The sequence below is a fragment of the Methylobacterium sp. CM6244 genome (assembly GCF_054817885.1).
The window spans coordinates 4,704,867-4,726,310 of sequence record NZ_CM139247.1; the positions used below are offsets into that span (position 1 = coordinate 4,704,867).

Genomic DNA, 21,444 nt, shown 5'->3' on the forward strand with positions numbered 1-21,444 from the left:
CCACGACATTGCAGGACGAAGCGGCCCCGGCCCCATCAGGACCCGACCCCCATGTCACTCATCCCGTTCCGCTCCCCCCTCGCCGTGCTCGCCTCGATCGCCCTGGCCGCGACTTTGGGTGCCTGCCGCGCCGACCGCGCCGAGACCACCGGCTCGCTCTATCCGGCCGATTACCGGGCCCGTCATCCCATCGTGCTCGCCGATGACACGCGCTCGCTCGATGTCTTCGTCACCGGTACCGGTCATATCGATCCGCGACAGCGCGCCGATATCGAGGCCTTCCTGCTGGAATTCCGCCGCTACGGGCGCGGCACCGTGATCCTCGACATGCCGCGCGGCGTCTCGCCGTCGCTCGGCGCAGCCGTGGAGCGGACCGGTGCCGGTATCCGCAGGCTGGGTGCAGAGAACGGTGTCGGCGGAGGGCAGATGGTGGTCACCGGCTACGCGGTGGCGGACCCATTCCTCGCCTCGCCCCTGCGCCTCAGCTTCCGGCGCCTGGAGGCGAAGGTCGGCAACCAATGCGGCCTGTGGCCCCAGGATCTCGGGGCCGGAAGCCCTGCCTTCTCCGCGCGCAACGAGACGCATTGGAACCTCGGCTGCGCCATGCAGTCCAATGTCGCGAGCCAGATCGCCGATCCGGTGGACCTCGTGCGCGGTCGCCCGGAAGGGCGCATCGACGCGGTCCAGCGCACGATGGACATCAACAAACTGCGCGAGGGCAAGGATCCGTCAACCATATGGCGCCAGGATGGGAAGACGTCGGTGAAGGCAGCCATCGATAACTGATCGGCGCTCTCCTTCCGTCGTTCGACAGAGCTTCGGCCTTCGTTTCCAACCAGAGACCGGACCCCGCCCCATGCCCGATATCAACGAGTCACCCGAGCGCATCATCGCTCCGGTGCCGCGGATCACGATCCAGGCATTCTGCGAGACCGGCGAAACGGCCGCGACGATCGAGGCCGCCGGGAGCGACAGGCGGCTGCAGAAGGCGCAGATCAAGATCCAGATGGGCGGCGGTCCCGCCGCCGTCGAGGCTTTCCGCCACGCGCCCACGCCGAACGTCGTCGTCATCGAGACGCAGAGCGCGAAGTCGCGTCCCCTGGAGATCCTCGATTCCCTGGCGGAAGTCTGTGACGAAGGGACGAAGGTCGTCGTCATCGGCCATGTCAACGACGTGCAGCTCTACCGCCAGTTCATCCAGCGCGGCGTGAGCGAGTACCTGATGGCGCCGGTGGAGCCGGTCGTCCTGATCCAGGCCCTGTCCGACCTGTTCACTGCGCCCGGAGCCCGCCCGGTGGGGCGCACCATCGCGGTGGTGGGCGCCAAGGGCGGCGTTGGCTCGTCCACCATCGCCCACAACCTCGCCTGGACCGTGGCACGCGAGCACGCGATGGCCACCGTCATCGCCGATCTCGACATCGCCTTCGGGTCGGCGAGCCTCAACTTCAACCAGGATCCGCCGCAGGGAATCGCCGAAGCGGTCTTCGCGCCCGAGCGCCTCGATTCCAATCTCCTCGACCGGCTGCTCTCGAAATGCAGCGACAATCTCTCTCTTCTCTCCGCGCCCGCCACCCTCGACCGGACGACGGACCTGAACGAAACGTCCTTCGACAACCTCATCGACCTGATGCGGGCGGCCGTGCCCTGCGTGGTCCTCGATGTGCCGCATACTTGGTCGGCCTGGACCCGGCGCCTGCTGATCTCGTCCGACGAGATCATCGTCGTCGCCCAGCCTGAACTCGCCTCCTTGCGCAACCTCAAGAACCTGCTGACCCTGCTGCAGCAGAACAGGCCGAACGACGCCCGTCCGCGCATCGTCCTCAACAGCGTCGGCGTGCCGAAGCGGCCGGAAATCTCGGCTGGCGAGTTCGCGAAGGCCCTGGACGCCACGTTGACGGCGACGATTCCCTATGACCCCGCCCTGTTCGGCACGGCGGCGAATAACGGCCAGATGATCGCCGAGGTCCAGGCCGGCGCCAAGGCGTCGGACGTGTTCTCCGAACTCGCCGCACGCATGATCGGCCGCCCCGAGGCGCGCCGCCCCCGCGGGAAGCTGTTCGAGCCCCTCTTGTCCCGGTTGTCCCGACGCAAGGCGTCCTGATGGACCCGAACCGTGAGGAGCCCTGTCATGTTCGGTAGGAGGAGTACCGGCACGGCGGTCGCGGCCACTATCGCGGTTCCGTCGGCGCCCAAACCATCGGCCTCCATCCCGGTCCTCGACGACCATGCCGCCGAGGCGAAGAAACCGCAGGCGGAGCGGCCCGTCTCGGTCCGGGAGACGGTGAAGTCGGAAGACTATTTCCGCACCAAGAGCATGATCTTCGGCGCGCTGATCGAGGCCATCGATCTGGCGCAGCTGTCGCGTCTTGACGTCGAGTCGGCACGCGAGGAGATCCGTGACATCGTCTCGGAGATCATCGGCCTCAAGAACATCGTCCTGTCCATCGCCGAGCAGGAGGAACTCCTCGACGACATCTGCAACGACGTGCTGGGCTACGGGCCGCTGGAGCCGCTTCTGGCCCGCGACGACATCGCCGACATCATGGTCAACGGCGCCAACCGGGCCTTCATCGAGGTCGGTGGCAAGATCCAGCTGACCAATGTGCGCTTCCGCGACAACCAGCAGCTGATGAACATCTGCCAGCGCATCGTCAGCCAGGTCGGCCGGCGCGTCGACGAATCCTCGCCGATCTGCGACGCCCGCCTGCCCGACGGGTCCCGCGTCAACATCATCGCGCCGCCGCTCGCCATCGACGGGCCGGTCCTCACCATCCGCAAGTTCAAGAAGGACAAGCTCACCCTCGACCAGCTCGTGACCTTCGGGGCGATCTCGCCCGAAGGCGCGCGGATCCTCCAGATCATCGGCCGCGTCCGCTGCAATGTCGTCATTTCCGGCGGCACGGGGTCGGGCAAGACCACCCTGCTGAACTGCCTGACGCGCTATATCGACGAGGACGAGCGGATCATCACCTGCGAGGACGCGGCCGAGCTGCAGCTGCAGCAGGCCCACGTCGTCCGCCTCGAGACCCGGCCCGCGAACATGGAAGGGTCGGGGCAGGTCACCATGCGCGACCTCGTGAGGAACTGCCTGCGCATGCGGCCGGAGCGGATCATCGTCGGCGAGGTGCGCGGCCCGGAGGCGTTCGATCTGCTCCAGGCCATGAATACCGGCCATGACGGCTCGATGGGCACGCTCCACGCCAATTCCCCGCGCGAGGCCCTGGCCCGTATCGAATCGATGATCACGATGGGCGGCTTCAGCCTGCCGTCGCGAACCCTGCGCGAGATGATCGTCGGATCCATCGACATCATCGTCCAGGCGACGCGCCTGCGCGATGGCTCGCGCCGCATCACACACATCACCGAGGTGCTGGGCCTCGAAGGCGACGTCATCATCACCCAGGACCTCTTCGTCTACGACGTGCTGGGTGAGGACGCGAACGGCAGGCTGGTCGGACGCCATCGCTCCACCGGCATCGGCCGTCCGCGCTTCTGGGAGCGCGCGCGCTATTACGGGGAGGAGAAGGCCCTGGCGGCCGCCCTCGACGCGGCCTCAGACGGCGCCGTCACCCCATGAACGGGCTGCAGATGCCCCTCGCCGTCGGGCTCGCGGCAATCGCCGCCGGGGCTGTCGCCTATGTTGTGCTGACGCCGCTCCTGTCGGGCGAGAGCCGCGCGGCCAAGCGCAGGCAGGCCGTCAGCGTGGTGACGTCCCCTGCCCAGCGCGTGGCGACGGCGAGCCGGCGTGAACAGGTGGCCAGGAGCCTGAAGGAGGTGGAGGCCAAGCGTGGCGGGACGAAGGTCTCGCTCGAGCTCAAGATCGCCCGCGCCGGGCTGGATTGGTCGAAGCAAAAATTCTACGCCGTCTCCGCACTCATGGCCGTCGTCACCGGCCTCGTCGTCTTCGTCCTCACCGCGCATACGCTCGCGACTCTCGCGGGCCTCTTCGCCGGCGCCTTCGGCCTGCCTCTATGGCTGCTGAGTTTCCTGCGTAAGAAGCGCATCAAGGCCTTCATCGCCGAACTGCCGATCGCCATCGACATCATCACCCGCGGCGTGCGCTCCGGCATTCCGGTGGGCGACTGCTTCCGGATCATCGCCCGGGAAGCTCAGGAGCCGATCCGTGGCGAGTTCCGCCAGGTGGTGGAATCCCAGACCATGGGTCTCACTCTCGGCGACGCCATGGTGCGGATGTACGAGCGGGTGCCCGTCTCCGACGTCAACTTCTTCGCCATCGTCATCGGCATCCAGGGCCGGTCCGGCGGCAATCTGTCGGAGGCTCTCGGCAACCTGTCGAGGGTCTTGCGTGAACGAAAGAAGATGGAGGGGAAAATCCAGGCCATGAGCATGGAGGCCAAGGCGTCGGGCGGTATCATCGCGGCGTTGCCCTTCGTCGTGGCGGTCCTGACCTACCTCTCCAGCCCCGATTACGTCGCCCTGCTCTGGACGACGAATACCGGCAAGATGGCCCTCGTCGCCTCTGCGATTTGGATGTCGATCGGGATCTTCGTGATGAAGAAGATGATCAGCTTCGAGGTCTGACGCCCATGTTGTCCGTCATCGGCGAAAAGCTCATCGACCCGCGCTTCATCGGCATGGTGTTGGCCGGCGTGGCGGCCGCCGCGACGGCCTTCGCCCTGCTGCAGCCGCTTCTGGAGCCCGACAAGCTCAACAAGCGCATGAAGCTCATCGGCGAGGAGCGCGAGGAGTTGCGCCGGCGCGAGCGGGACCGGTTGAACAACAGGTCGACGCTGCGGGTGGCCCCGAAGGCCTACATGAAGCGGGTCGTGGACCAGTTCAACCTGAGCCGCTGGCTCGGCACCGACACTGCTCGGCAGCAACTGGTGATGGCGGGATACCGTTCGCCCGGCGCCGAGACCGGGTTCCTGTTCTTCCGGATGGTCATGCCCATCGCGGTCGGGCTCGCGGCGATCGTCTATCTCTTCGTCTTGAAGATCCTGGATTACTCCGTCACCTTCCGCCTCATGATGGTCATCGCCGCCCTGCTGGTCGGCATCAAGGCACCCGAACTCTACCTCATCAACGCCACCAAGAAGCGCCAGGCCGAGATCCGGTCGGCATGGCCCGACGCCCTCGACCTCATGCTGATCTGCGTCGAGTCGGGCATGTCGGTGGAGCACGCCATCCGCCGGGTCAGTATCGAGACCGTCACCCAGTCGGTGGCGTTGGCCGAGGAGCTCGCCGTCACGGCAGCGGAACTGTCCTATCTGCCGGATCGGCGCATGGCGTTCGAGAACCTCGCCAACCGCGTGGGCCTCGATGCCGTCAAGGCGGTCGCGACCGCGCTGATCCAGGCCGAGCGGTATGGCACGCCCGTGGGTCAGGCCCTTCGCGTGCTCTCCCAGGAGAGCCGGGACCAGCGCATGAACGAGGCGGAGAAGAAGGCAGCCGGCCTGCCGCCGAAGCTCACCGTGCCGATGATCCTATTCTTCCTGCCGGTTTTGTTCGTCGTCATCCTGACGCCGGCAATCATCCAGATCTACCGCTGAGGTCGTATCCGCTTCTCAGGGGAGCGTGGTCCGCCGCTCTGCTCGGAGCGATCGGGATGTCCCTCAGCCCGGCGGGAACTCGTCGGCCGGCGAACGTCCGGGGTATTTCGCGGCTCTGGGCTGTCGCACCGGGGCGGACATGGCCCGCAGGGAGGCGGCGTTGGCCGCCGCATCTTCCGGAGACAGGTCACCGCGGGTGACCTCTTCCGCCTCCGCGATCTTGCCCCGTAATCCGAGGACCAGAGCGAGGTTCTGGCGCACGCGTGCATCCGCGCGCGGCTGGGCCACGGCGACGCGCATCACCGCCTCGGCCTGGTCGAGCTGCTTTGCCAGCGCGAAGGACAGTCCGAGATTGGAGAGGACGGTGGGGTCGTTGGGCTGGATCTTGAGGGCGGCCTCATAGAAGCCTTGCGCGCGGGCATGGTCGCCCATCTGGTCGGCCACCGCGCCCTGTGCGGACAGGACACGCCAATCCGGCCGCGCCGGGGTATGGGCGTTCTGGAGCACTTCGGCGGCTTCGGTGAAGCGCCCGACCTCCCCCAGGACCTTTCCGTAGGCGGCCAGAACGGCCGAATTCTTCGGGTTGCGCAGAGCCGTCTGCTGAAGCACCGCCACGGCTTGGGGCTTCTGGTTCGTGGCCCTGAGTGCCTGCGCATAGCGCAGGGCAAGGCCGACATCGTTCTGGTCGGCATTGTATTTCTGACCGAGCGCGTCGACGTCGCCGAGGCTCACGACGTTGCGGTCCGGGGCCCGTCCGAAATTCTTGATGGAGAAGCCGCCGATGGAGCCCGTGGTTTCCGGAGAGCGCGACTGGCAGGCGCTCGCCAGAAGGCCGAGCAGCGCCACGCCGGCCAGGCGTAGCGGCAACCGCATGGGAGTCGGCGAACCCGGATGAGGCTGGTCTGAACGCAACGACACCATGACGTGCTCCGCACGAGCCTGCCGGTCGACGCTTCACGCCACCGGTGGCGCAGTGATAGACCGTTAACCCTAATCGCCGGTTAACCCGACTTTAGGGCTTCAGCGGATCAGCCGGCCGCGCCACGCAACGCCCCCGAGAATCCATCCTGTCCCATCTCAGCGCCGACGATCCCTCCGCCCTGCCGATCTGCTGCCTCCGGAGCGACGAGTGGAGCGGCTTCGAAGCGGAGCTCGGCCCGAGGCACAGGGCCTTCGCCAAAGCGACCGACTTCCTGCCGAAAGCCGGGCGGGTGGCGTTTCTTCCCGCCGAGGATGGGACGATCGAACGGATCCTGTTCGGCCTCGGCGACGGCGCCGATCCGTTCCTCGCGGGCAAGCTGCCCTCGCTGCTGCCGCCCGGAACCTACCGCCTCGAACCGAGGGCTTCCCTCGACATGCAGGCCGCTTCCCTGGCCTGGCTGCTCGGAAGCTATCGCTTCACGCGCTACCGCAAGCCGATACCGAAGGGACCGCTCCTCGTCTCGCCGGAAGGCGTCGATGCGGCCGAGATCCATCGGATCTCCCAGGCCGTCGCCCTTGGGCGCGACCTCGTCAACACTCCCGCCAACGATCTCGGCCCAGCAGAAATCGAAGCCGTCGCCAGGGCGCTGGCGGAGGAACATTCCGCACTGATCTCGGTGACCGAGGGGTCGGATCTCGCTCGCGAATTTCCCCTGGTCCACGCGGTCGGCGCGGCCTCCCCCCGCGCGCCCCGCCTAATCGACATGAGTTGGGGGGATGAGGACGCGCCGAAAGTCACCCTCGTCGGCAAGGGCGTCGTGTTCGATACGGGCGGCCTCGATATCAAACCGTCGAGCGGCATGCTGCTGATGAAGAAGGATATGGGCGGCTCGGCGGCCGCCCTTGCCGCAGCGTCGATGATCATGGCCGCCGGTCTGAACCTGCGCCTGCGCCTCATCATTCCGACGGTAGAGAACGCCATCGCGGGCAACGCCTTCAGGCCGGGTGACGTGTTCAGGAGCCGCGCCGGGCTCACCGTGGAGATCGGCAATACCGATGCCGAGGGGCGCCTGATCCTCGCCGACGCCCTCGCTTTGGCCGATGAGGACAAGCCCGATCTGCTGATCGATTTCGCGACCCTCACCGGAGCGGCGCGGGTAGCCCTAGGGCCCGATCTCCCGGCCTTCTTCACGGAGGATGACGCACTGGCCACGGCCGTGTCGAAGGCGGGTGACGAGGCCGTCGACCCGGTCTGGCGGCTGCCGCTCCACAAGCCCTACGCGAGCCTGCTCGATTCCAAGGTGGCTGACCTGAACAACGTGTCCGGCGGACCCTTCGCAGGCGCGATCACCGCGGCTCTGTTCCTGCGGCGGTTCGCGCCAGCGACGCGGGCGCATGTGCATTTCGACCTGTACGGCTGGAATCCCTCGACGAAACCCGGCCGGCCGGAAGGAGGCGAGGTCCAGACCGCCCGCCTCGTCTATACCCTCCTGAAGGAGCATTATCCGGCCCGTTAGCGGGCGCCTTCAGGCCGCGAGTTGTGCCTTCTCGGCAATGTAGGCGACGCGCACCATGTCCTTGCCATAGGTCCGCTCCAGGCGGCGCACGGTGAAATGGGCGCGCGCCATCGCCTGGAAATGGTTCATGAAGGCGGTGTTCACGGCGGCACCGCCGACGGCGCCGAGGATCGGCACCGCTTGCGCGGCGACCTTCTGCGAGACCACCAGACCGAACCGCGCGGCAATCTGCGTGGAGAAGCGGATCAGGGCCGGAGCCGCCTCGTCGAGCAGGGCGCGGTTGCCGGCATAGCGCGCCGCTTCCGACATGGTCTTGGCGAGCGCGGCGCGCACCGCGAAATACCCGCTCTCCGTCAGCGCCGTCTCGGCGCCGCTGCGTCCGCCGAGCGCGAAGACCTGGACGCAGGCCAGCGCGTTCTCCGGGTCCGACAGGTCTTCGCCCTCTTCGCGAGCGATCTCCGCGATGGAACGCAGCATCAACGTTGTCGAGACCGGCAGTTCCAGCGGCAGCGTCGCGATGCCGAACGCGCCGCCGACTGCGCCGGACAGGGCCGCCATCGCCTTGTGCCCGAAATCCCCGGTGGGCAAGAAGCGCGCGAAACGCTCGCCCGCCGTGGAGGCTGCTGGGGCGGGGAGGTCATCGACCACCGCGGAGCCGGTCGCTCCGGCGGCCGATGCCGGGACGATCGTCTTCTGCGCCTCGGGCAGGGTCGCGAGGGCCACGCGCAGGGCCGTCCGCATCGCCCCCTCGGTGGCGCGCGAGACCGCCTCCGTCACGGGAGCCGGAAGGCTGCGGCTGATCATGTCGAGGGGCGCACCGGCCACCGAGGACAGCCGCGCGGCGAGGCCCGGCGTCTCCAAGGTGCGGACGGCTCCGACGAGGGCCGCACGGTCGGCATCACTGAGGTTCGAACCGGTGGAGGTCTCCGCCGGGGTGGAGCGGGTATCGTCGACGAGAGAGATGTTGCTCACGACTAGGGTCTCATCCGTGTTTCGGGTGCCGGCGCGCCGGGCCGATCGCCGGAAGCAAGCGTGAGGCCCGCAGAATGGTTCCCGCTCACGGTCTCGGTGTCGCCTGAGGCCGCGGTCTCGGCGGTGGCGCGGGCCGCGCTGCGCTCGCCGGCGCGTCCGACGAAGAAGCACAGGATCACCACCGGAATGCCCACGGCCGCGGTGAAGACGAAGAAGACGGGATAGCCGTAGCTGGCGACGATGAAGCCCGACGTGCCGGCCACGAGCTTGCCCGGGAGCGCGTAGAGCGACGAGAACAGCGCGTATTGCGTCGCCGCGAAGCCCGGTGCCGTCAGGCTCGACATGTAGGCGATGAGCGCCATTCCGGCGAAGGATCCGCAGAAATTATCGATGGAGATCGCCGCCGTCAGCCGCCACACTTCAGGCCCGCCATAGGAGAGCCAGGAAAAGGACAGGTTCGACGCCGCCCCGAGGAACGCCCCGATGACGAGGGTGGGGAACAGGCCGAGCCGGGTCATCGCCCAGCCCCCGACGAAGGCGCCGGCAATGCCGACCCAGATGCCGTAGAGCTTCGACACCGCGCCGATCTCGGTGAGGGTGAAGCCGATCTGCCGATAGAGCGGACTCGCCATGACGCCGGAGATGAAATCCGGCATGCGATAGAACGCGACCAGGATGAGGATCGCCCACAGGCTCGGGCCGAGGCGGGTATGGAGTTCGGTCAGGGGTTCGAGCACCGCGCCATGGAAGGACCAGACCTTCGCCGGTGCACCATCGGGCCGTGCCGGTTTGGCCTCCGGATCCTCGTCATGCCGTCTGTCGAAGGCGGGGGCCAGGAGAGCGGCGATCATGCCCACACCCATGAGCGCGGCCATGCTGAAATAGGCGACCGACCATCCCGCCCAGTCGGCGATGAACAGGGCACCGGCCCCGGCGCACATGAGCGCCAGACGGTAGCCCAGGTTCGAGGTCGCCGCCATGACGCCCTGCAGATCGGTGCCGGCGGCATCGATGCGCCATCCGTCGATGACGACGTCCTGGGTCGCGGCGCAGATCGCCACGAGGAAGGCGCCGAGGCCGAGCAGGACGAGGCTGCTCGCCGGGTTGGCCGTGGCCATGAGCGAGAGCGCGAGAGCGACGGCGACCTGCGTCGCGATCATCCACGAGCGCCTGCGGCCGATGCGTGCGCTGAGGACCGGCACGTCGAAACGGTCGATGAGCGGCGCCCAGAGGAATTTCAGGGTGTAGGGGAGCGCCAGATAGCTGAAGAGGCCGATCGCCTTGATGTCCACGTCCGAATAGGCGAGCCGCGTCGAGAATGTGCCGAGCACGAGCAGCAGCGGCAGGCCGGACGAGAAGCCGAGGGCCAGCATCAGGATGATGCGGGGATCTTCAAAGATATCCCGCATGGCGAGCTTGGAGCGCGCCTTCCCCGCTACCGCTGCACTTTGAGCCATTCGTGGAACTCCTGAAGGCTTATGACCCTTGAAGGTCGGCTGCCATGCTCGTCGGCGGGTGAATCGTCCGTTGGATTGCCACGATGCGTCGCGGCGACAGCGGCCCCGTGTGACAGGGATGAAGAATGGTCACCAGGAACTTAAAGAGTGGGTGGTCTTTGTAGGTAGCTATTGGCTTGCAATGGGACATATTTCGACCTGACGAGTCGAAGTGACGGGGCAGATCGGCCTCGATTTATCTCTTGGGGCGGTCGGGTCGGTCAGTACCGTCGAAGTGCTGTCATCGTTCGAGCGGTGGCGTAGGCGTGATGTCAGGATGATGGACAGCAGCAACAACCCGGTTTCGGCCGAACTCCGTCCGGTGGGGAATGCCCTCATGGATGCCAAGATGTTCGCCATGGCCTTCGCTGCCAGTCCCACGCCCATGGTGGTCACCGACCCCCGCCTCGCCGACAACCCCATCGTCTGGGTCAACGACGCCTTTCTGAATCTCACCGGTTATACCCGGCAGGAGTTGGAGGGCCATAATTGTCGGATGCTCCAGGGACCCGATACCGACCCTCGGGCGATCGATCGCATTCGGGAGGCCGTGCGCCGGCAGGTTCCCATCGAGGTGGAGCTCCAGAACTACCGCAAGGACGGAACCTCCTTCTGGAACGCCATGACGATCACGCCGGTCCGCAACGATGCGGAGGAGCTCGTCTATTACTACGCCGCCCAGGCCGACATGACCGAGAAACACGTGCTCGAACTCGCCATGAAGGGGACGAACGACGAACTCGAACGGCAGGTCAACGAACAGACCGCCGACCTAAGGGCCGCCCTGGACGAGAAGACCGCGCTGCTTCACGAGGTCGATCACCGGGTCAAGAACAACCTGCAGGTCATCTCGTCCCTCGTGCTGCTGAAGGCACGGCGGACCCCGCAGGGCGAGGCGCGGGACGCCCTTCAGGGCATGGCGGAGCGGATCGGGGCGCTCTCCATGGTCCATCGCATGCTCTATTCGGCCGGAGACGTCACACGGTTCAACCTGGAAGAGTTCGCCGACGACTTCCTGTCTGACCTCACCGCCAGCATCGATCCGGCGCGCACCGCGGTCACGGCCGAGATCGATCCGATCTCGTTGCCGGCCGCCATCGCGGCGCCTCTGGCGCTCATGCTCCACGAACTCGCTACGAACGCCGTGCGCCACGCTTTCCCCAATGACCGGGAGGGGCGCGTCTCCATCTCCGCCCGCCAATGCGAGACTGGCTTGCGTCTCCTGATCGAGGATGACGGTGTCGGTCGGACGGCGGGCGTGTCGAACCCAGCCGGGTTCGGCTGTTCCCTGGTCGAGATGGTGGTGAAACAGTTGCGCGGCGTCATCACCTGGCACGAGCCCGGAACGGGGACGCGCGTCGAGATCGTCATTCCGTTGCAGCACGAGATCAGGAAGCCGACCGCAGCCCCACCGCGCGAAGCTGCGATGGGACAGGCAGGGTGAGCCACGTACCCGGATTGCGCATTCTCGTCGTCGAGGACGAGGCGCTCATCGCCCTCGAACTCGAATGTCTGCTGGACGACCTGGGCTATGTCACGGTCGGCGTGGCGGGAAGCTCCGCTGAGGCCATCGAACTTGGCCGTACCACGGTGCCCGATATCGCCCTGGTGGACATTCACCTCATCGACGGTCCGACAGGCATCGATGTGGCGAGGACGCTCAGCTCGGACCCGCGCACGAGCGTCGTGTTCATGACCGCCAACGACAAACGCATTCCGGCGGATTTCGCCGGGGCTTTGGGAGTCATCGCCAAGCCCTATTCCGAGCGCGCCGTCGCCGGCGCGTTGCGTTACGTGGCCGCGCTACGGGCCGGCGGCCCGCCTGAAGCGGACGGGCTGGATGGGTTCCGGCTCGCCACCCATGGTGCACCGGGCCACGAGTTGTAGCCGCCTCGGCCGCCGCCGGGACCGAAGGCTCGATCCGTTTCCGGTCTCGTCGTCACGCTTCGCGCGCCGCCTTCTTCAGGCGGTAGAGAACCTCCAAGGCCTCCCTCGGCGTCAATGCGTCGGGATCGATCCCATCGAGTTCCTGACGCAAAGGGTCTTCGCGCGTCGGAACTTGCACTTCCGGCATGGGCGGCGGCGCGAGGCTGGCGAAGAGCGGCAGATCGTCGATGCGGGGACGGGTCGGACGGTCGCGCTCGGCTTTCTCGAGGTTCTTCAGGATAGAGCCGGCCCGGGCGATGACCCCGGCGGGGAGGCCGGCGAGACGGGCGACCTGCAGACCGTAGGACCGCTCGGCCACGCCCGGCACGACTTCATGCAGGAACACCACTTCGCCCTTGTGCTCGGCGACCTTGAGCGTCGCGTTGTCGAGCCGCGTGAGACGCTGGCTCAGGGCCGTGAGTTCGTGGAAATGGGTCGCGAACAGCGCGCGGCACCCGTTCTGCTCATGCAGGTATTCAAGGCAGGCCCAGGCGATGGAGAGGCCGTCGAAGGTTGCCGTGCCTCGGCCGATCTCGTCGAGGATGACGAGGGAATGCCGGCTCGCCTGGTTCAGGATCGCGGCCGTCTCCACCATCTCGACCATGAAGGTCGATTGCCCGCGCGCCAGATCGTCGGCGGCCCCGACCCGCGAGAACAGCCGGTCTACGACCCCGAGATGCACGCGGGTCGCCGGCACGAAGGCGCCCATCTGGGCGAGGACGGCGATGAGGGCGTTCTGGCGCAGGAAGGTCGACTTGCCGCCCATGTTCGGCCCGGTGATGAGCCGGATGCGCCCGCGCCCTTCGCCGGAAAGGTCGCAATCGTTGGCGATGAACGGCTCGCCGGATCGCCGCAGGGCCGATTCCACCACCGGATGTCGGCCGCCCTCGACGACGAAGCTGAAACTGTCGTCGACGAAGGGGTGGCGCCAATCCCGCTCCACCGCCAATTCGGCATGGGAGGCGGTGACGTCGAGGCTGGCCAGGGCGTCGGCGATGGCGGCGACGGTCTCGGCCTGAGCCATGATCCGAGCGGCTAGTGCATCGAAGACCTCCGTCTCAAGAGCCAGCGCCCGGTCGGCCGCTCCCGAGATGCGGCTTTCGAGATCGTTCAGTTCCACGCTCGAGAACCGCATGGCATCCACCATGGTCTGGCGGTGGATGAAGGTCTCGCGCATCAGGCCCTTGAGGCAGTTCTCGCCGACGGCCTGCGGCACCTCGATGTAGTAGCCGAGCATGTTGTTGTGCTTGATCCGCAGGGTGCGGCAGCCGGTCTCCTCGGCATAGCGCGCCTGCAGCCCGGCGATGACCTTGCGCGAATCCTGACCGAGGAGCCGGGCCTCGTCGATCTCGGCATCGTAGCCGGCGCGCACGAAGCCGCCGTCGCGGCGGTTGAGGGGGAGGTCGTCGGCGAGCGCCGCGCGCAGATGCTCGACGAGATCGGCATCGACCGTTCCCAGCCGCTGGACGATGGCGCCGAGGGCGTCCGGCAAGGCCTTGACCTCGCCGCAACGCTGCGAGATCGCCAAGGCCGCGTCGAGGCCGTCACGGAGGGCGGCGAGATCGCGTGGGCCGCCACGTCCGAGGCCGAGCCGCGAGAGGGCGCGGGCGATGTCGGGTGCCCGCGCCAGGGCGTCGCGCAAGGTTCGACGAAGGGCGCCGTCTTCCACCAAGAACGACACTGCCTCGTGGCGGCGCATGATGGCCGAGAGGTCGGTGAGAGGGCCGGCGAGATGCTCGGCCAGCAGTCGCGCGCCGATGGCCGACACCGTGCGGTCGATGGCGTCGAGCAGGCTGCCGGTGCGCTCGCCCGAGAGGGTTCGGGTGAGTTCGAGATTGGCGCGTGTCGCCGCATCGATGGCCAGCGTCGCGCCGCTCGTCTCCCGCGTCGGCGGAGACAGAGCGGGCCGCGCGCCGATCTGTGTGCGCTCGATGTAAAGCAGGGCCGCTCCGGCGGCGGCGAGTTCGGCCCGCCCGAACTGCCCGAACCCGTCGAGGGTCGAGACGCCGAACTGTTCCTTGATCCGCCGCTCCGCCGAGGCGGGTTCGAGCTCCGCCTGCGCCAGGGGCGTGACCGGGGCTCTCACGTCGCGCCAGAGCGCGGACAGCGACGGGTCGGAATGGATCGCCTCGGATAGTACGATCTCGCGCGGATCGTGCCGGGCGATGGCAGCACCCAGCTCGCCTTCGGGAACCTCGCTCAAGGAGAACCGGCCGGTGGAGATATCGACGGCTGCGATGCCGTAGGCGTAGCCGGATTCCGAGAACTTGCGGCGGCCGAGAGCCAGGAGGATGCTGGCCCGCGACGGGTCTAGGAGACGGTCCTCGGTGATCGTGCCGGGGGTGACGAGGCGCACCACCTCGCGCCGCACCACGGATTTCGGGCCGCGCTTCTTGGCCTCCGCCGGGTCCTCGGTCTGGGCACAGACCGCGACGCGATGGCCGAGGGCGATGAGGCGGCTGAGATAATCGTCGGAGCGCTCCACCGGCACACCGCACATCGGGATATCCGCCCCGCCATGCTTGCCGCGCTTTGTCAGGACGATCCCGAGCGCGCGGGATGCGATCTCCGCATCCTCGAAGAACAACTCGTAGAAATCCCCCATCCGGTAGAACAGGAGGCAATCCGTATTGGCGGCCTTGATCTCGATATACTGCGCCATCATCGGCGTGGCGCCGGCGATGTCGAGGGGCGAGGCGCTCACGGTTTCTTCCGCCGTGGCATGGGTCTTCGGACTGGAGCGGACTGCACGCTGGGACATGCCCCATCATAGCAGAGGCGACCGGACAGGATCAGCGCTCCCTTCCGCATCATCTGGGGAGAACCGCCGAGCGACGAAAAAAGGCCGATGCGTCTCCGCACCGGCCCCTCCGACGAAAATACCGCCGCTCAGCTTAGTAGCGCGGGCCGCCCGACGTGGTGCCCTTGCGCTGCATGTAGCCCGGCTGCTGCGGGTTGCGGGAATTCGGATCACCGTGGCTGTAGGCGGCGGGGGCGCGGCGATGGCGCATGCCGTGACGATGATGGTGGTGGCGATGGCGCATGCCGCGATGGCTGGCGTAGCCCGGGTGATGACCGCGGGTGACGATTTCGGTGGTCAGTGCCTCACCGGCGATCACGGGAGCGCTCGGCATGGCCGGGGCGGCAGTGGCGGCGCCGAGGCCGAGAGCGCTGAAAAAGGTTCCTGCTGCAAGAGCAAGGGCAATCTTGGTCATCAAGTCCATCCGTTAGGATCGCGCCGCGCGCGTCGAGGCAATAAGTCGTTCGCCCGGACTCCGTTCCCATTCTTTTTTAACGCATGTTTGTCCACCAAAAAGCCGGTAAATGAGCCGGAACGAGGGGATGATTCCGGTATCCCGCACGTGATCGATGACGCCGTGCCGAATCGGGGTTGCGCATCTCACCGCTTGCCCGCACCACCCCATCCGCGATGGCGACGAATCTCTCCTTCTCTGCTGCCCTCCCGATCGATGCGGCCCTGCCGCGCCTGCTCGCGGCGCTCGAAGCAGCCCCGTCGGTGGTGCTCGTGGCACCTCCCGGAGCCGGCAAGACCACTCGCGTCCCGCTGGCGCTTCTCGATGCGCCATGGCTCGGCGCCGAGGGCCGCATCATCCTCCTCGAACCACGGCGCCTGGCTGCCCGCGGCGCGGCCGAGCGCATGGCCGCCACCCTCGGCCAGCGCGTGGGCGAGACCTTGGGGCTGCGCGTCCGCCTCGGCTCGAAGATCTCGCGGGCGACGCGGATCGAGGTGGTCACGGAGGGGGTCTTCACCCGCATGATCCTGGACGATCCGGAACTGTCCGGCATCGGCGCGGTGATCTTCGACGAGTTCCACGAGCGCTCCCTCGACGCCGATCTCGGTCTCGCCCTCGCGCTCGACGCCCAGGGTGGTCTCCGCGACGACCTCCGCATTCTCGTCATGTCCGCCACCCTGGACGGTGCCCGGGTCTCGCGCCTGATGGGCGACGCGCGCATCGTCGAATCCGAGGGGCGGGCCTTTCCGGTGGAGACACGCCATACGGAGCGCGATCCGAACCGGCGGATCGAGGATGCGATGGCCGACGCCATCCTTCGCGCCCTGCGGGCCGATCCCGGCTCGGTCCTGGCCTTCCTGCCCGGACAAGGCGAGATCCGGCGGGTTGCGACGCTCCTCGCCGAACGAGTGGACGAGAGTACCGAGATCGCGCCGCTCTACGGTGCCCTTCCCCCTGCCGAACAGGACCGCGCCGTGGCGCCCGCTCCGCCCGGAACCCGGAAAGTCGTGCTGGCGACCAGCATCGCCGAGACGTCGCTGACGATCGAGGGGGTTCGGATCGTGGTCGATTCCGGTCTGTCCCGCGCGCCGCTCTACGAGCCCGGCATCGGCCTGACCCGCCTCGTCACCGCCCGCGCCTCCCGCGCCTCGGTGGACCAGCGGCGTGGCCGCGCGGGGCGGACCGAGCCGGGCATCTGCTATCGGCTGTGGTCGGAGGCGGCGACCAGCGCCCTCGAACCCTTCACGCGACCGGAGATCCTGGCCGCCGACCTGTCCGGCCTTTTGCTCGACTGCGCCGCCTGGGGCGTCTCCGATCCCACAACCCTGTCGTTCCTCGATGCCCCGCCCGCCGCTGCTTTGGCTGAGGCGCGCTCGATGCTGCGCGACCTCGCCGCCCTCGATGCCGATGGACGCCTCACCGAGACGGGACGGGCCTTGCGTGCCATCCCGCTCCCCCCACGCCTGGCGAGAATGGTGGTCGCGGCGGCGGAATTCGGCCGGGCGCGGGAGGCTGCCGACCTCGCAGCGATCCTCGTGGAGCGCGGGCTTGGCGGCGACGATGCCGATCTCTCCGTCCGGGCCGATCGGTTCGCCCGCGACCGCGGAACCCGCGCCTCCGACATGCGGCGTCTGGCGCGCGGCTGGGCCGAGCAGGCCGCCGGATTCGCTGGCGCCGTGCCGACGGCCGATGTTTCCGGGGCCGGAGCGCTCCTCGCCCTCGCCTATCCCGACCGCGTCGCCCGCTCGCGAGGCCGCGACGGCGAGTTCGTCATGGCGAATGGCCGCGCCGGACGGCTCGATCCGGCCTCGGCGCTCGCACGCGAACCTTTCCTCGTGGTGGCCGATATCGCCGGGACGGCGGCTGCCGGACGCATCCTCGCCGCCGCCGCGATCACGCTGGAGGAGATCGAGACGCTGTTCGCAGAGCGGATCGAATCGGTCACCCAGGTCGTGTTCGATAAGGGAGCCCGGTCCCTGCGGGCACGCGCCTCCCGCCGTCTCGGCGCGGCAACCCTCGGCGAGCGGATCCTGCCGGTGAAACCGGATGCCTCCTCGGCCGCGATCCTGGCGCGGGGCATCGTCGGGCTCAGCCTCGACAGCCTGCCCTGGACGCCCGCCCTCGCGCAGTGGCGGTCCCGATTGGCGTTTCTTCGCGCTGCCGAGGGCGAGACTTGGCCCGACCTTTCGGATGAGGCATTAGGCGCGTCGGTGGAAGATTGGCTCGCGCCGGAAATCGAGGGCCGTGTGAGCCTCGATTCCATCACGGCAGACGATCTCGGCCGCGCGCTCGGCGCACTTCTACCCTGGGAGATGCGTCATCGCCTCGATACGGAGGCCCCGACCCATTTCGAGGTGCCGACGGGATCGCGCATCCCCATCGACTACGATGCCGAGGGCGGGCCGGTTCTGGCCGTCCGGGTGCAGGAATTGTTCGGCCTCGACCGCCATCCCGCCATCGCCGGCGGTCGCGTGCCGTTGGTCCTCCACCTGTTGTCTCCGGCCTCGCGTCCGATCCAGATCACCAAGGACCTGCCCGGCTTCTGGCGCGGCTCCTGGACCGCCGTGCGCGCGGAGATGCGCGGGCGCTACCCTCGCCATCCCTGGCCGGACGATCCGCTGACCGAGCCGCCGACCCGGCGGGTGAAGCCGAGGGGGACATGATGACGGGCTTTTCTCGATGACGGGCTTTCCTTGGCCTGCGGCGCATTTCGATCCGCGAGGCCGCCTGTCCCGCCGAGCCTATCACCGTCAATTGATCGGCACGCTGCTGCTTGTCGTCGTGTCGGGAAGCATTGCCATCCTGGTCGCGTCGATGGATGCGCGGTCCGCGGCGCTGATCGTGGTGGCAGCAGGCACCATCGGGGCCGGGGCTTTCGTGACGGTCGCCACGGTTCGGCGTCTGCACGACCGGGGGCGGACCGGATGGTGGCTGCTCCCCAACGCCTTCGTGACCGTCGCGGGCTTTGCCCCGATCGAGACTCTCGCCGACGCCTATCCGGTGGCGGTGATCGTCGCCACCCTGGCGATGACCGGGTTCAATCTCTGGTTCCTCATTGAGACCGTGGGGCTGGCGGGCATGGCGGGCTCGAACCGCTACGGGCTCGAGCCGGAGCACTGAGCCGCGTCAGTGCTCCCGCGCACGGTCCACCACCGCGCGCGCCGCCTCGAAGGCCTCGTCCGCATCGAGATCGGTGGTGTCGAGAAGAACGGCGTCGGGAGCGGCCTTTAGAGGGGCTGTCGAGCGTTGCGCGTCGCGTGCATCGCGGGCGACGATGTCGGACAGGATCGCCCCGAGGCTCGCCGGCTCTCCCCGTCGAAGGAGTTCCAGATGCCTACGCCGGGCGCGCTCCTCGGCGGCGGCGGTGATGAACAGTTTCACCTGCGCCTGCGGGCAGACCACGGTGCCGATATCTCGCCCGTCGAGGACGGCGCCGCTGGCGCCGCCGGCAAAGCGCTGCTGCCAGGCGAGCAAAGCCGCGCGCACGGCCGGGATCAACGAGATGCGGGAGGCCGCGTCTCCCATTGCCCGCTCCCGGAGGCGCGGATCCGCGAGGCGGTCGGCGATCAGCGTCGCGGCGGCCCGAGCCGCAGCGGCATGGTCGTCGAGGTTGCGCCCGGCATCGATTACGCTGAGGGCCACGGCCCGGTAGAGCAGACCCGTATCGAGATGGGGCAGGCCGTAATGCGCGGCGAGGCGCTTGGCCAGGGTTCCCTTGCCCGAGGCGGCGGGTCCATCGATCGCGATGACCATTGGCATGGGACCTACTCCGCGATGCGGCCGCCGAGCGCCCGCATCGTCGGCAGGAAGCTCGGGAAACTGGTGGCGATCATGGCACCGTCATCGACGGTCACGGGTTGCTTCGTCGCGAGGCCCATCACCAGGAAGGCCATGGCGATGCGGTGGTCGAGATGGGTGGCGACGGTGCCGCCGCCGCGCGCAGCGGAGCCGTCGCCCTCGACGATGAGATCCTCACCCTCGATCCGGTAGGTCACGCCGTTCTCGCGCAAACCATCCGCCACGGCGGCGAGGCGGTCGGATTCCTTCACCGTCAGCTCGTGCAGCCCGTTCATCCGGGTGACGCCCTCGGCGAAGGCGGCGGCGACGGCGAGAGCGGGATATTCGTCGATCATCGCCGGGGCCCGCTCGGCCGGCACGTCGACGCCCTTGAGCCGGCTGGCGCGGACATGGAGATCGGCCACGGTCTCGCCGCCCTCGTCGCGCTCGTTACGGCGCTCGATATCGGCGCCCATCTCCAGCAGCGTCGTGATGAGGCCGATGCGCAGGGGGTTCATCATCACGCCCTCGATCGTCACGTCCGAGCCGGGGACGATGAGCGCCGCCACCAGCGGGAAGGCCGCGGAGGACGGATCGGCCGGCACGATCACGTCGGTGCCGCGCAGGATCGGCTGGCCCGTGAGGGCGATGGAGCGGCCGTGGCCGCCCGGGCCGTGCGGACTCACCGCGACCTCGCCGCCGAACAGGCGAAGCATGCGCTCGCTATGGTCCCTGGTCGCCGCTGCCTCGATCACCGTCGTGGTTCCGGGCGCGTTCAGGCCGGCGAGGAGCACCGCCGATTTGATCTGCGCCGAGGCGACGGGGGTCTCGTAGGTGATCGGAATGGCTTCCTTCGGCCCGCGAAGGGTCAACGGCACGCGGCCGCCCTCCTCCTCGCTCAGCACCTGGGTGCCCATGCGGATCAGCGGATCGAGGATGCGGCGCATGGGGCGCTTGCGCAGGGATGCGTCGCCGTCGAAGGTCGCGGTGACGTCCTGCCCGCCGACGACGCCCATCATCAGGCGCGAGCCTGTGCCGGCATTGCCGAAGTCGAGCACGCCGGCCGGGTCCGTCATCCCGCCGATGCCGACGCCGCGCACCGCCCAGCTGCCCTGCCCGAGGCGATCGATGCCCGCACCGAGGGCTCTGGCGGCGTCGGCCGTGCGCAGCACGTCGTCACCTTCGAGCAATCCCTCGATACGGGTCTCGCCGATGCTGAGGAGGCCAAGGATCATCGCCCGGTGGGAGATCGACTTGTCCCCCGGAGGCCGCAGCGCGCCGCGCAAGGGCGCGCCGGCGGAAGCGGTCAGGGGCTGCGGTTCGGAGTGATGCGACACGGGATCGACAACTTTTCGGCTTCTGGCGCGGTCGCGCCGTCAGGGGCCGGCCATGCAGCCGGCGAACATCGTAGCGCCGGTTACCACGCAGGCGGGGCGGCGTCATCCGACCCGGAGAGGCCTCCGGGCGGTTAAATCCGGATAAACCGGAGGCCCAGGTAGCCGGGGTGTCCTGACGAGAGTATTTGACAGGACGGTTTCACCCGACTAACGGGGCGCCTCTCCCAAAACCCTATCAGAGGTTCGCCCGTGGCCAGACCGGAACTCGGCTTGAAGCGTCAATGCATGAGCTGCGGCGCGAAATTCTACGATCTCGACAAAGATCCGGCGACCTGCCCGAAATGCGGGACCATCTATCAGGCCGCCGCCACGTCGCGCATGGCCGCTCCCGCGCTCGCCTCCCGCTCCGCAGCCGTGCCGGCTGACGACGACGAGGATACGGATGCCGAGAAGGGCGGTCCCGAGATCGTCTCCCTCGACGAGGTCGAGGCCGCTGAGGACGAGGCGGATACCACGACCGGCGACGACGATGCCGATTCCACAGATGCCGACGACACCTTCCTCGAGGAGGAAGATACCGGCGACGACGACGTGGCCGACCTCATCGACGGCGATATCGAGAACGACGAGGAAAGCTGAGGCCCGACCTCGGCACCCTTTGCGTCCCCGAGAGCGATCGCAGCAAAATCCTATGCCGCGTAAAATTCTCGGCGGTGAATGCGAATAGGGGCTTG

The 21,444-nt window shown here is 68.0% G+C and carries 18 protein-coding genes; 11 read left to right on the plus strand and 7 right to left on the minus strand.

All coding sequences use genetic code 11. From position 1 onward, the window contains the following. The first annotated feature begins 51 nt into the window (after window positions 1-51). The 5 genes from ACYQML_RS22130 to ACYQML_RS22150 all read left to right on the plus strand — a co-directional run bounded on the left by ACYQML_RS22130 (window position 52) and on the right by ACYQML_RS22150 (window position 5,510). The gene (locus tag ACYQML_RS22130; protein WP_461234055.1) at window positions 52-786 is read left to right on the plus strand and encodes a CpaD family pilus assembly protein; all 735 of its coding nucleotides are present in this window, start codon (window positions 52-54) and stop codon (window positions 784-786) included. 70 nt (window positions 787-856) lie between these two features. Further along, a complete protein-coding gene (locus ACYQML_RS22135) occupies window positions 857-2,101 on the plus strand; it encodes an AAA family ATPase (RefSeq protein WP_461234057.1) in 1,245 nt (414 codons plus the stop codon). 27 nt (window positions 2,102-2,128) lie between these two features. Further along, window positions 2,129-3,577: a CpaF family protein gene (locus tag ACYQML_RS22140; RefSeq protein WP_461234058.1), complete on the plus strand. Its 1,449-nt coding sequence runs from the start codon at window positions 2,129-2,131 to the stop codon at window positions 3,575-3,577. Then, complete coding sequence (locus tag ACYQML_RS22145) at window positions 3,574-4,542, plus strand: type II secretion system F family protein (protein ID WP_461234059.1); 969 nt, start codon at window positions 3,574-3,576, stop codon at window positions 4,540-4,542. The genes ACYQML_RS22140 and ACYQML_RS22145 overlap by 4 nt, the downstream gene beginning before the upstream one ends. 5 nt (window positions 4,543-4,547) lie before the next feature. Further along, window positions 4,548-5,510, plus strand: a complete 963-nt coding sequence (locus ACYQML_RS22150; RefSeq protein ID WP_461234060.1) for a type II secretion system F family protein — start codon at window positions 4,548-4,550, stop codon at window positions 5,508-5,510. 63 nt (window positions 5,511-5,573) lie between these two features. On the opposite strand, the gene ACYQML_RS22155 is transcribed toward ACYQML_RS22150, so the two are convergent. After that, window positions 5,574-6,383 carry a tetratricopeptide repeat protein gene (locus ACYQML_RS22155; RefSeq protein WP_461234061.1) on the minus strand — a complete coding sequence of 270 codons (810 nt, stop codon included), beginning with the start codon at window positions 6,381-6,383 and terminating at the stop codon, window positions 5,574-5,576. A 227-nt stretch (window positions 6,384-6,610) separates the two neighbouring features. Here ACYQML_RS22155 and ACYQML_RS22160 point away from each other — a divergent pair, with 227 nt between their 5' ends. Continuing rightward, complete coding sequence (locus tag ACYQML_RS22160) at window positions 6,611-7,948, plus strand: leucyl aminopeptidase family protein (RefSeq protein ID WP_461235764.1); 1,338 nt, start codon at window positions 6,611-6,613, stop codon at window positions 7,946-7,948. A 9-nt stretch (window positions 7,949-7,957) separates the two neighbouring features. Here ACYQML_RS22160 and ACYQML_RS22165 read toward each other — a convergent pair whose 3' ends face one another. Next, window positions 7,958-8,920 carry an EcsC family protein gene (locus ACYQML_RS22165; RefSeq protein WP_461234062.1) on the minus strand — a complete coding sequence of 321 codons (963 nt, stop codon included), beginning with the start codon at window positions 8,918-8,920 and terminating at the stop codon, window positions 7,958-7,960. Window positions 8,921-8,922: 2 nt separating this feature from the next. Next, window positions 8,923-10,377, minus strand: a complete 1,455-nt coding sequence (locus ACYQML_RS22170) for an AmpG family muropeptide MFS transporter (protein WP_461234063.1) — start codon at window positions 10,375-10,377, stop codon at window positions 8,923-8,925. 376 nt (window positions 10,378-10,753) lie between these two features. On the opposite strand from ACYQML_RS22170, the gene ACYQML_RS22175 reads away from it, so the two are divergent. Both ACYQML_RS22175 and ACYQML_RS22180 read left to right on the plus strand, forming a co-directional pair. After that, on the plus strand, window positions 10,754-11,860 hold the full coding sequence (locus ACYQML_RS22175; RefSeq protein WP_311276847.1) for a PAS domain-containing protein: 1,107 nt from the start codon (window positions 10,754-10,756) through the stop codon (window positions 11,858-11,860). After that, complete coding sequence (locus ACYQML_RS22180; protein ID WP_461234064.1) at window positions 11,857-12,303, plus strand: response regulator; 447 nt, start codon at window positions 11,857-11,859, stop codon at window positions 12,301-12,303. The genes ACYQML_RS22175 and ACYQML_RS22180 overlap by 4 nt, the downstream gene beginning before the upstream one ends. A 52-nt stretch (window positions 12,304-12,355) precedes the next feature. On the opposite strand, the gene mutS is transcribed toward ACYQML_RS22180, so the two are convergent. Then, the gene (gene mutS, locus ACYQML_RS22185; RefSeq protein ID WP_461234065.1) at window positions 12,356-15,103 is read right to left on the minus strand and encodes a DNA mismatch repair protein MutS; all 2,748 of its coding nucleotides are present in this window, start codon (window positions 15,101-15,103) and stop codon (window positions 12,356-12,358) included. Between the two features lie 133 nt (window positions 15,104-15,236). Further along, window positions 15,237-15,557: a hypothetical protein gene (locus ACYQML_RS22190; protein ID WP_056433123.1), complete on the minus strand. Its 321-nt coding sequence runs from the start codon at window positions 15,555-15,557 to the stop codon at window positions 15,237-15,239. A 215-nt stretch (window positions 15,558-15,772) separates the two neighbouring features. On the opposite strand from ACYQML_RS22190, the gene hrpB reads away from it, so the two are divergent. Together hrpB and ACYQML_RS22200 are read left to right on the plus strand one after the other, a co-directional pair. Next, on the plus strand, window positions 15,773-18,259 hold the full coding sequence (hrpB, locus tag ACYQML_RS22195) for an ATP-dependent helicase HrpB (RefSeq protein WP_461234066.1): 2,487 nt from the start codon (window positions 15,773-15,775) through the stop codon (window positions 18,257-18,259). Between the two features lie 16 nt (window positions 18,260-18,275). After that, the gene (locus ACYQML_RS22200; RefSeq protein WP_461234067.1) at window positions 18,276-18,716 is read left to right on the plus strand and encodes a DUF805 domain-containing protein; all 441 of its coding nucleotides are present in this window, start codon (window positions 18,276-18,278) and stop codon (window positions 18,714-18,716) included. 6 nt (window positions 18,717-18,722) lie between these two features. Here ACYQML_RS22200 and cmk read toward each other — a convergent pair whose 3' ends face one another. Together cmk and aroA are read right to left on the minus strand one after the other, a co-directional pair. Continuing rightward, window positions 18,723-19,355: a (d)CMP kinase gene (gene cmk / locus ACYQML_RS22205; protein WP_056432676.1), complete on the minus strand. Its 633-nt coding sequence runs from the start codon at window positions 19,353-19,355 to the stop codon at window positions 18,723-18,725. A 5-nt stretch (window positions 19,356-19,360) separates the two neighbouring features. Next, window positions 19,361-20,710, minus strand: a complete 1,350-nt coding sequence (aroA, locus tag ACYQML_RS22210) for a 3-phosphoshikimate 1-carboxyvinyltransferase (protein ID WP_461234069.1) — start codon at window positions 20,708-20,710, stop codon at window positions 19,361-19,363. Between the two features lie 249 nt (window positions 20,711-20,959). On the opposite strand from aroA, the gene ACYQML_RS22215 reads away from it, so the two are divergent. Continuing rightward, on the plus strand, window positions 20,960-21,349 hold the full coding sequence (locus ACYQML_RS22215; RefSeq protein WP_082470039.1) for a TIGR02300 family protein: 390 nt from the start codon (window positions 20,960-20,962) through the stop codon (window positions 21,347-21,349). Window positions 21,350-21,444: the final 95 nt, after the last annotated feature.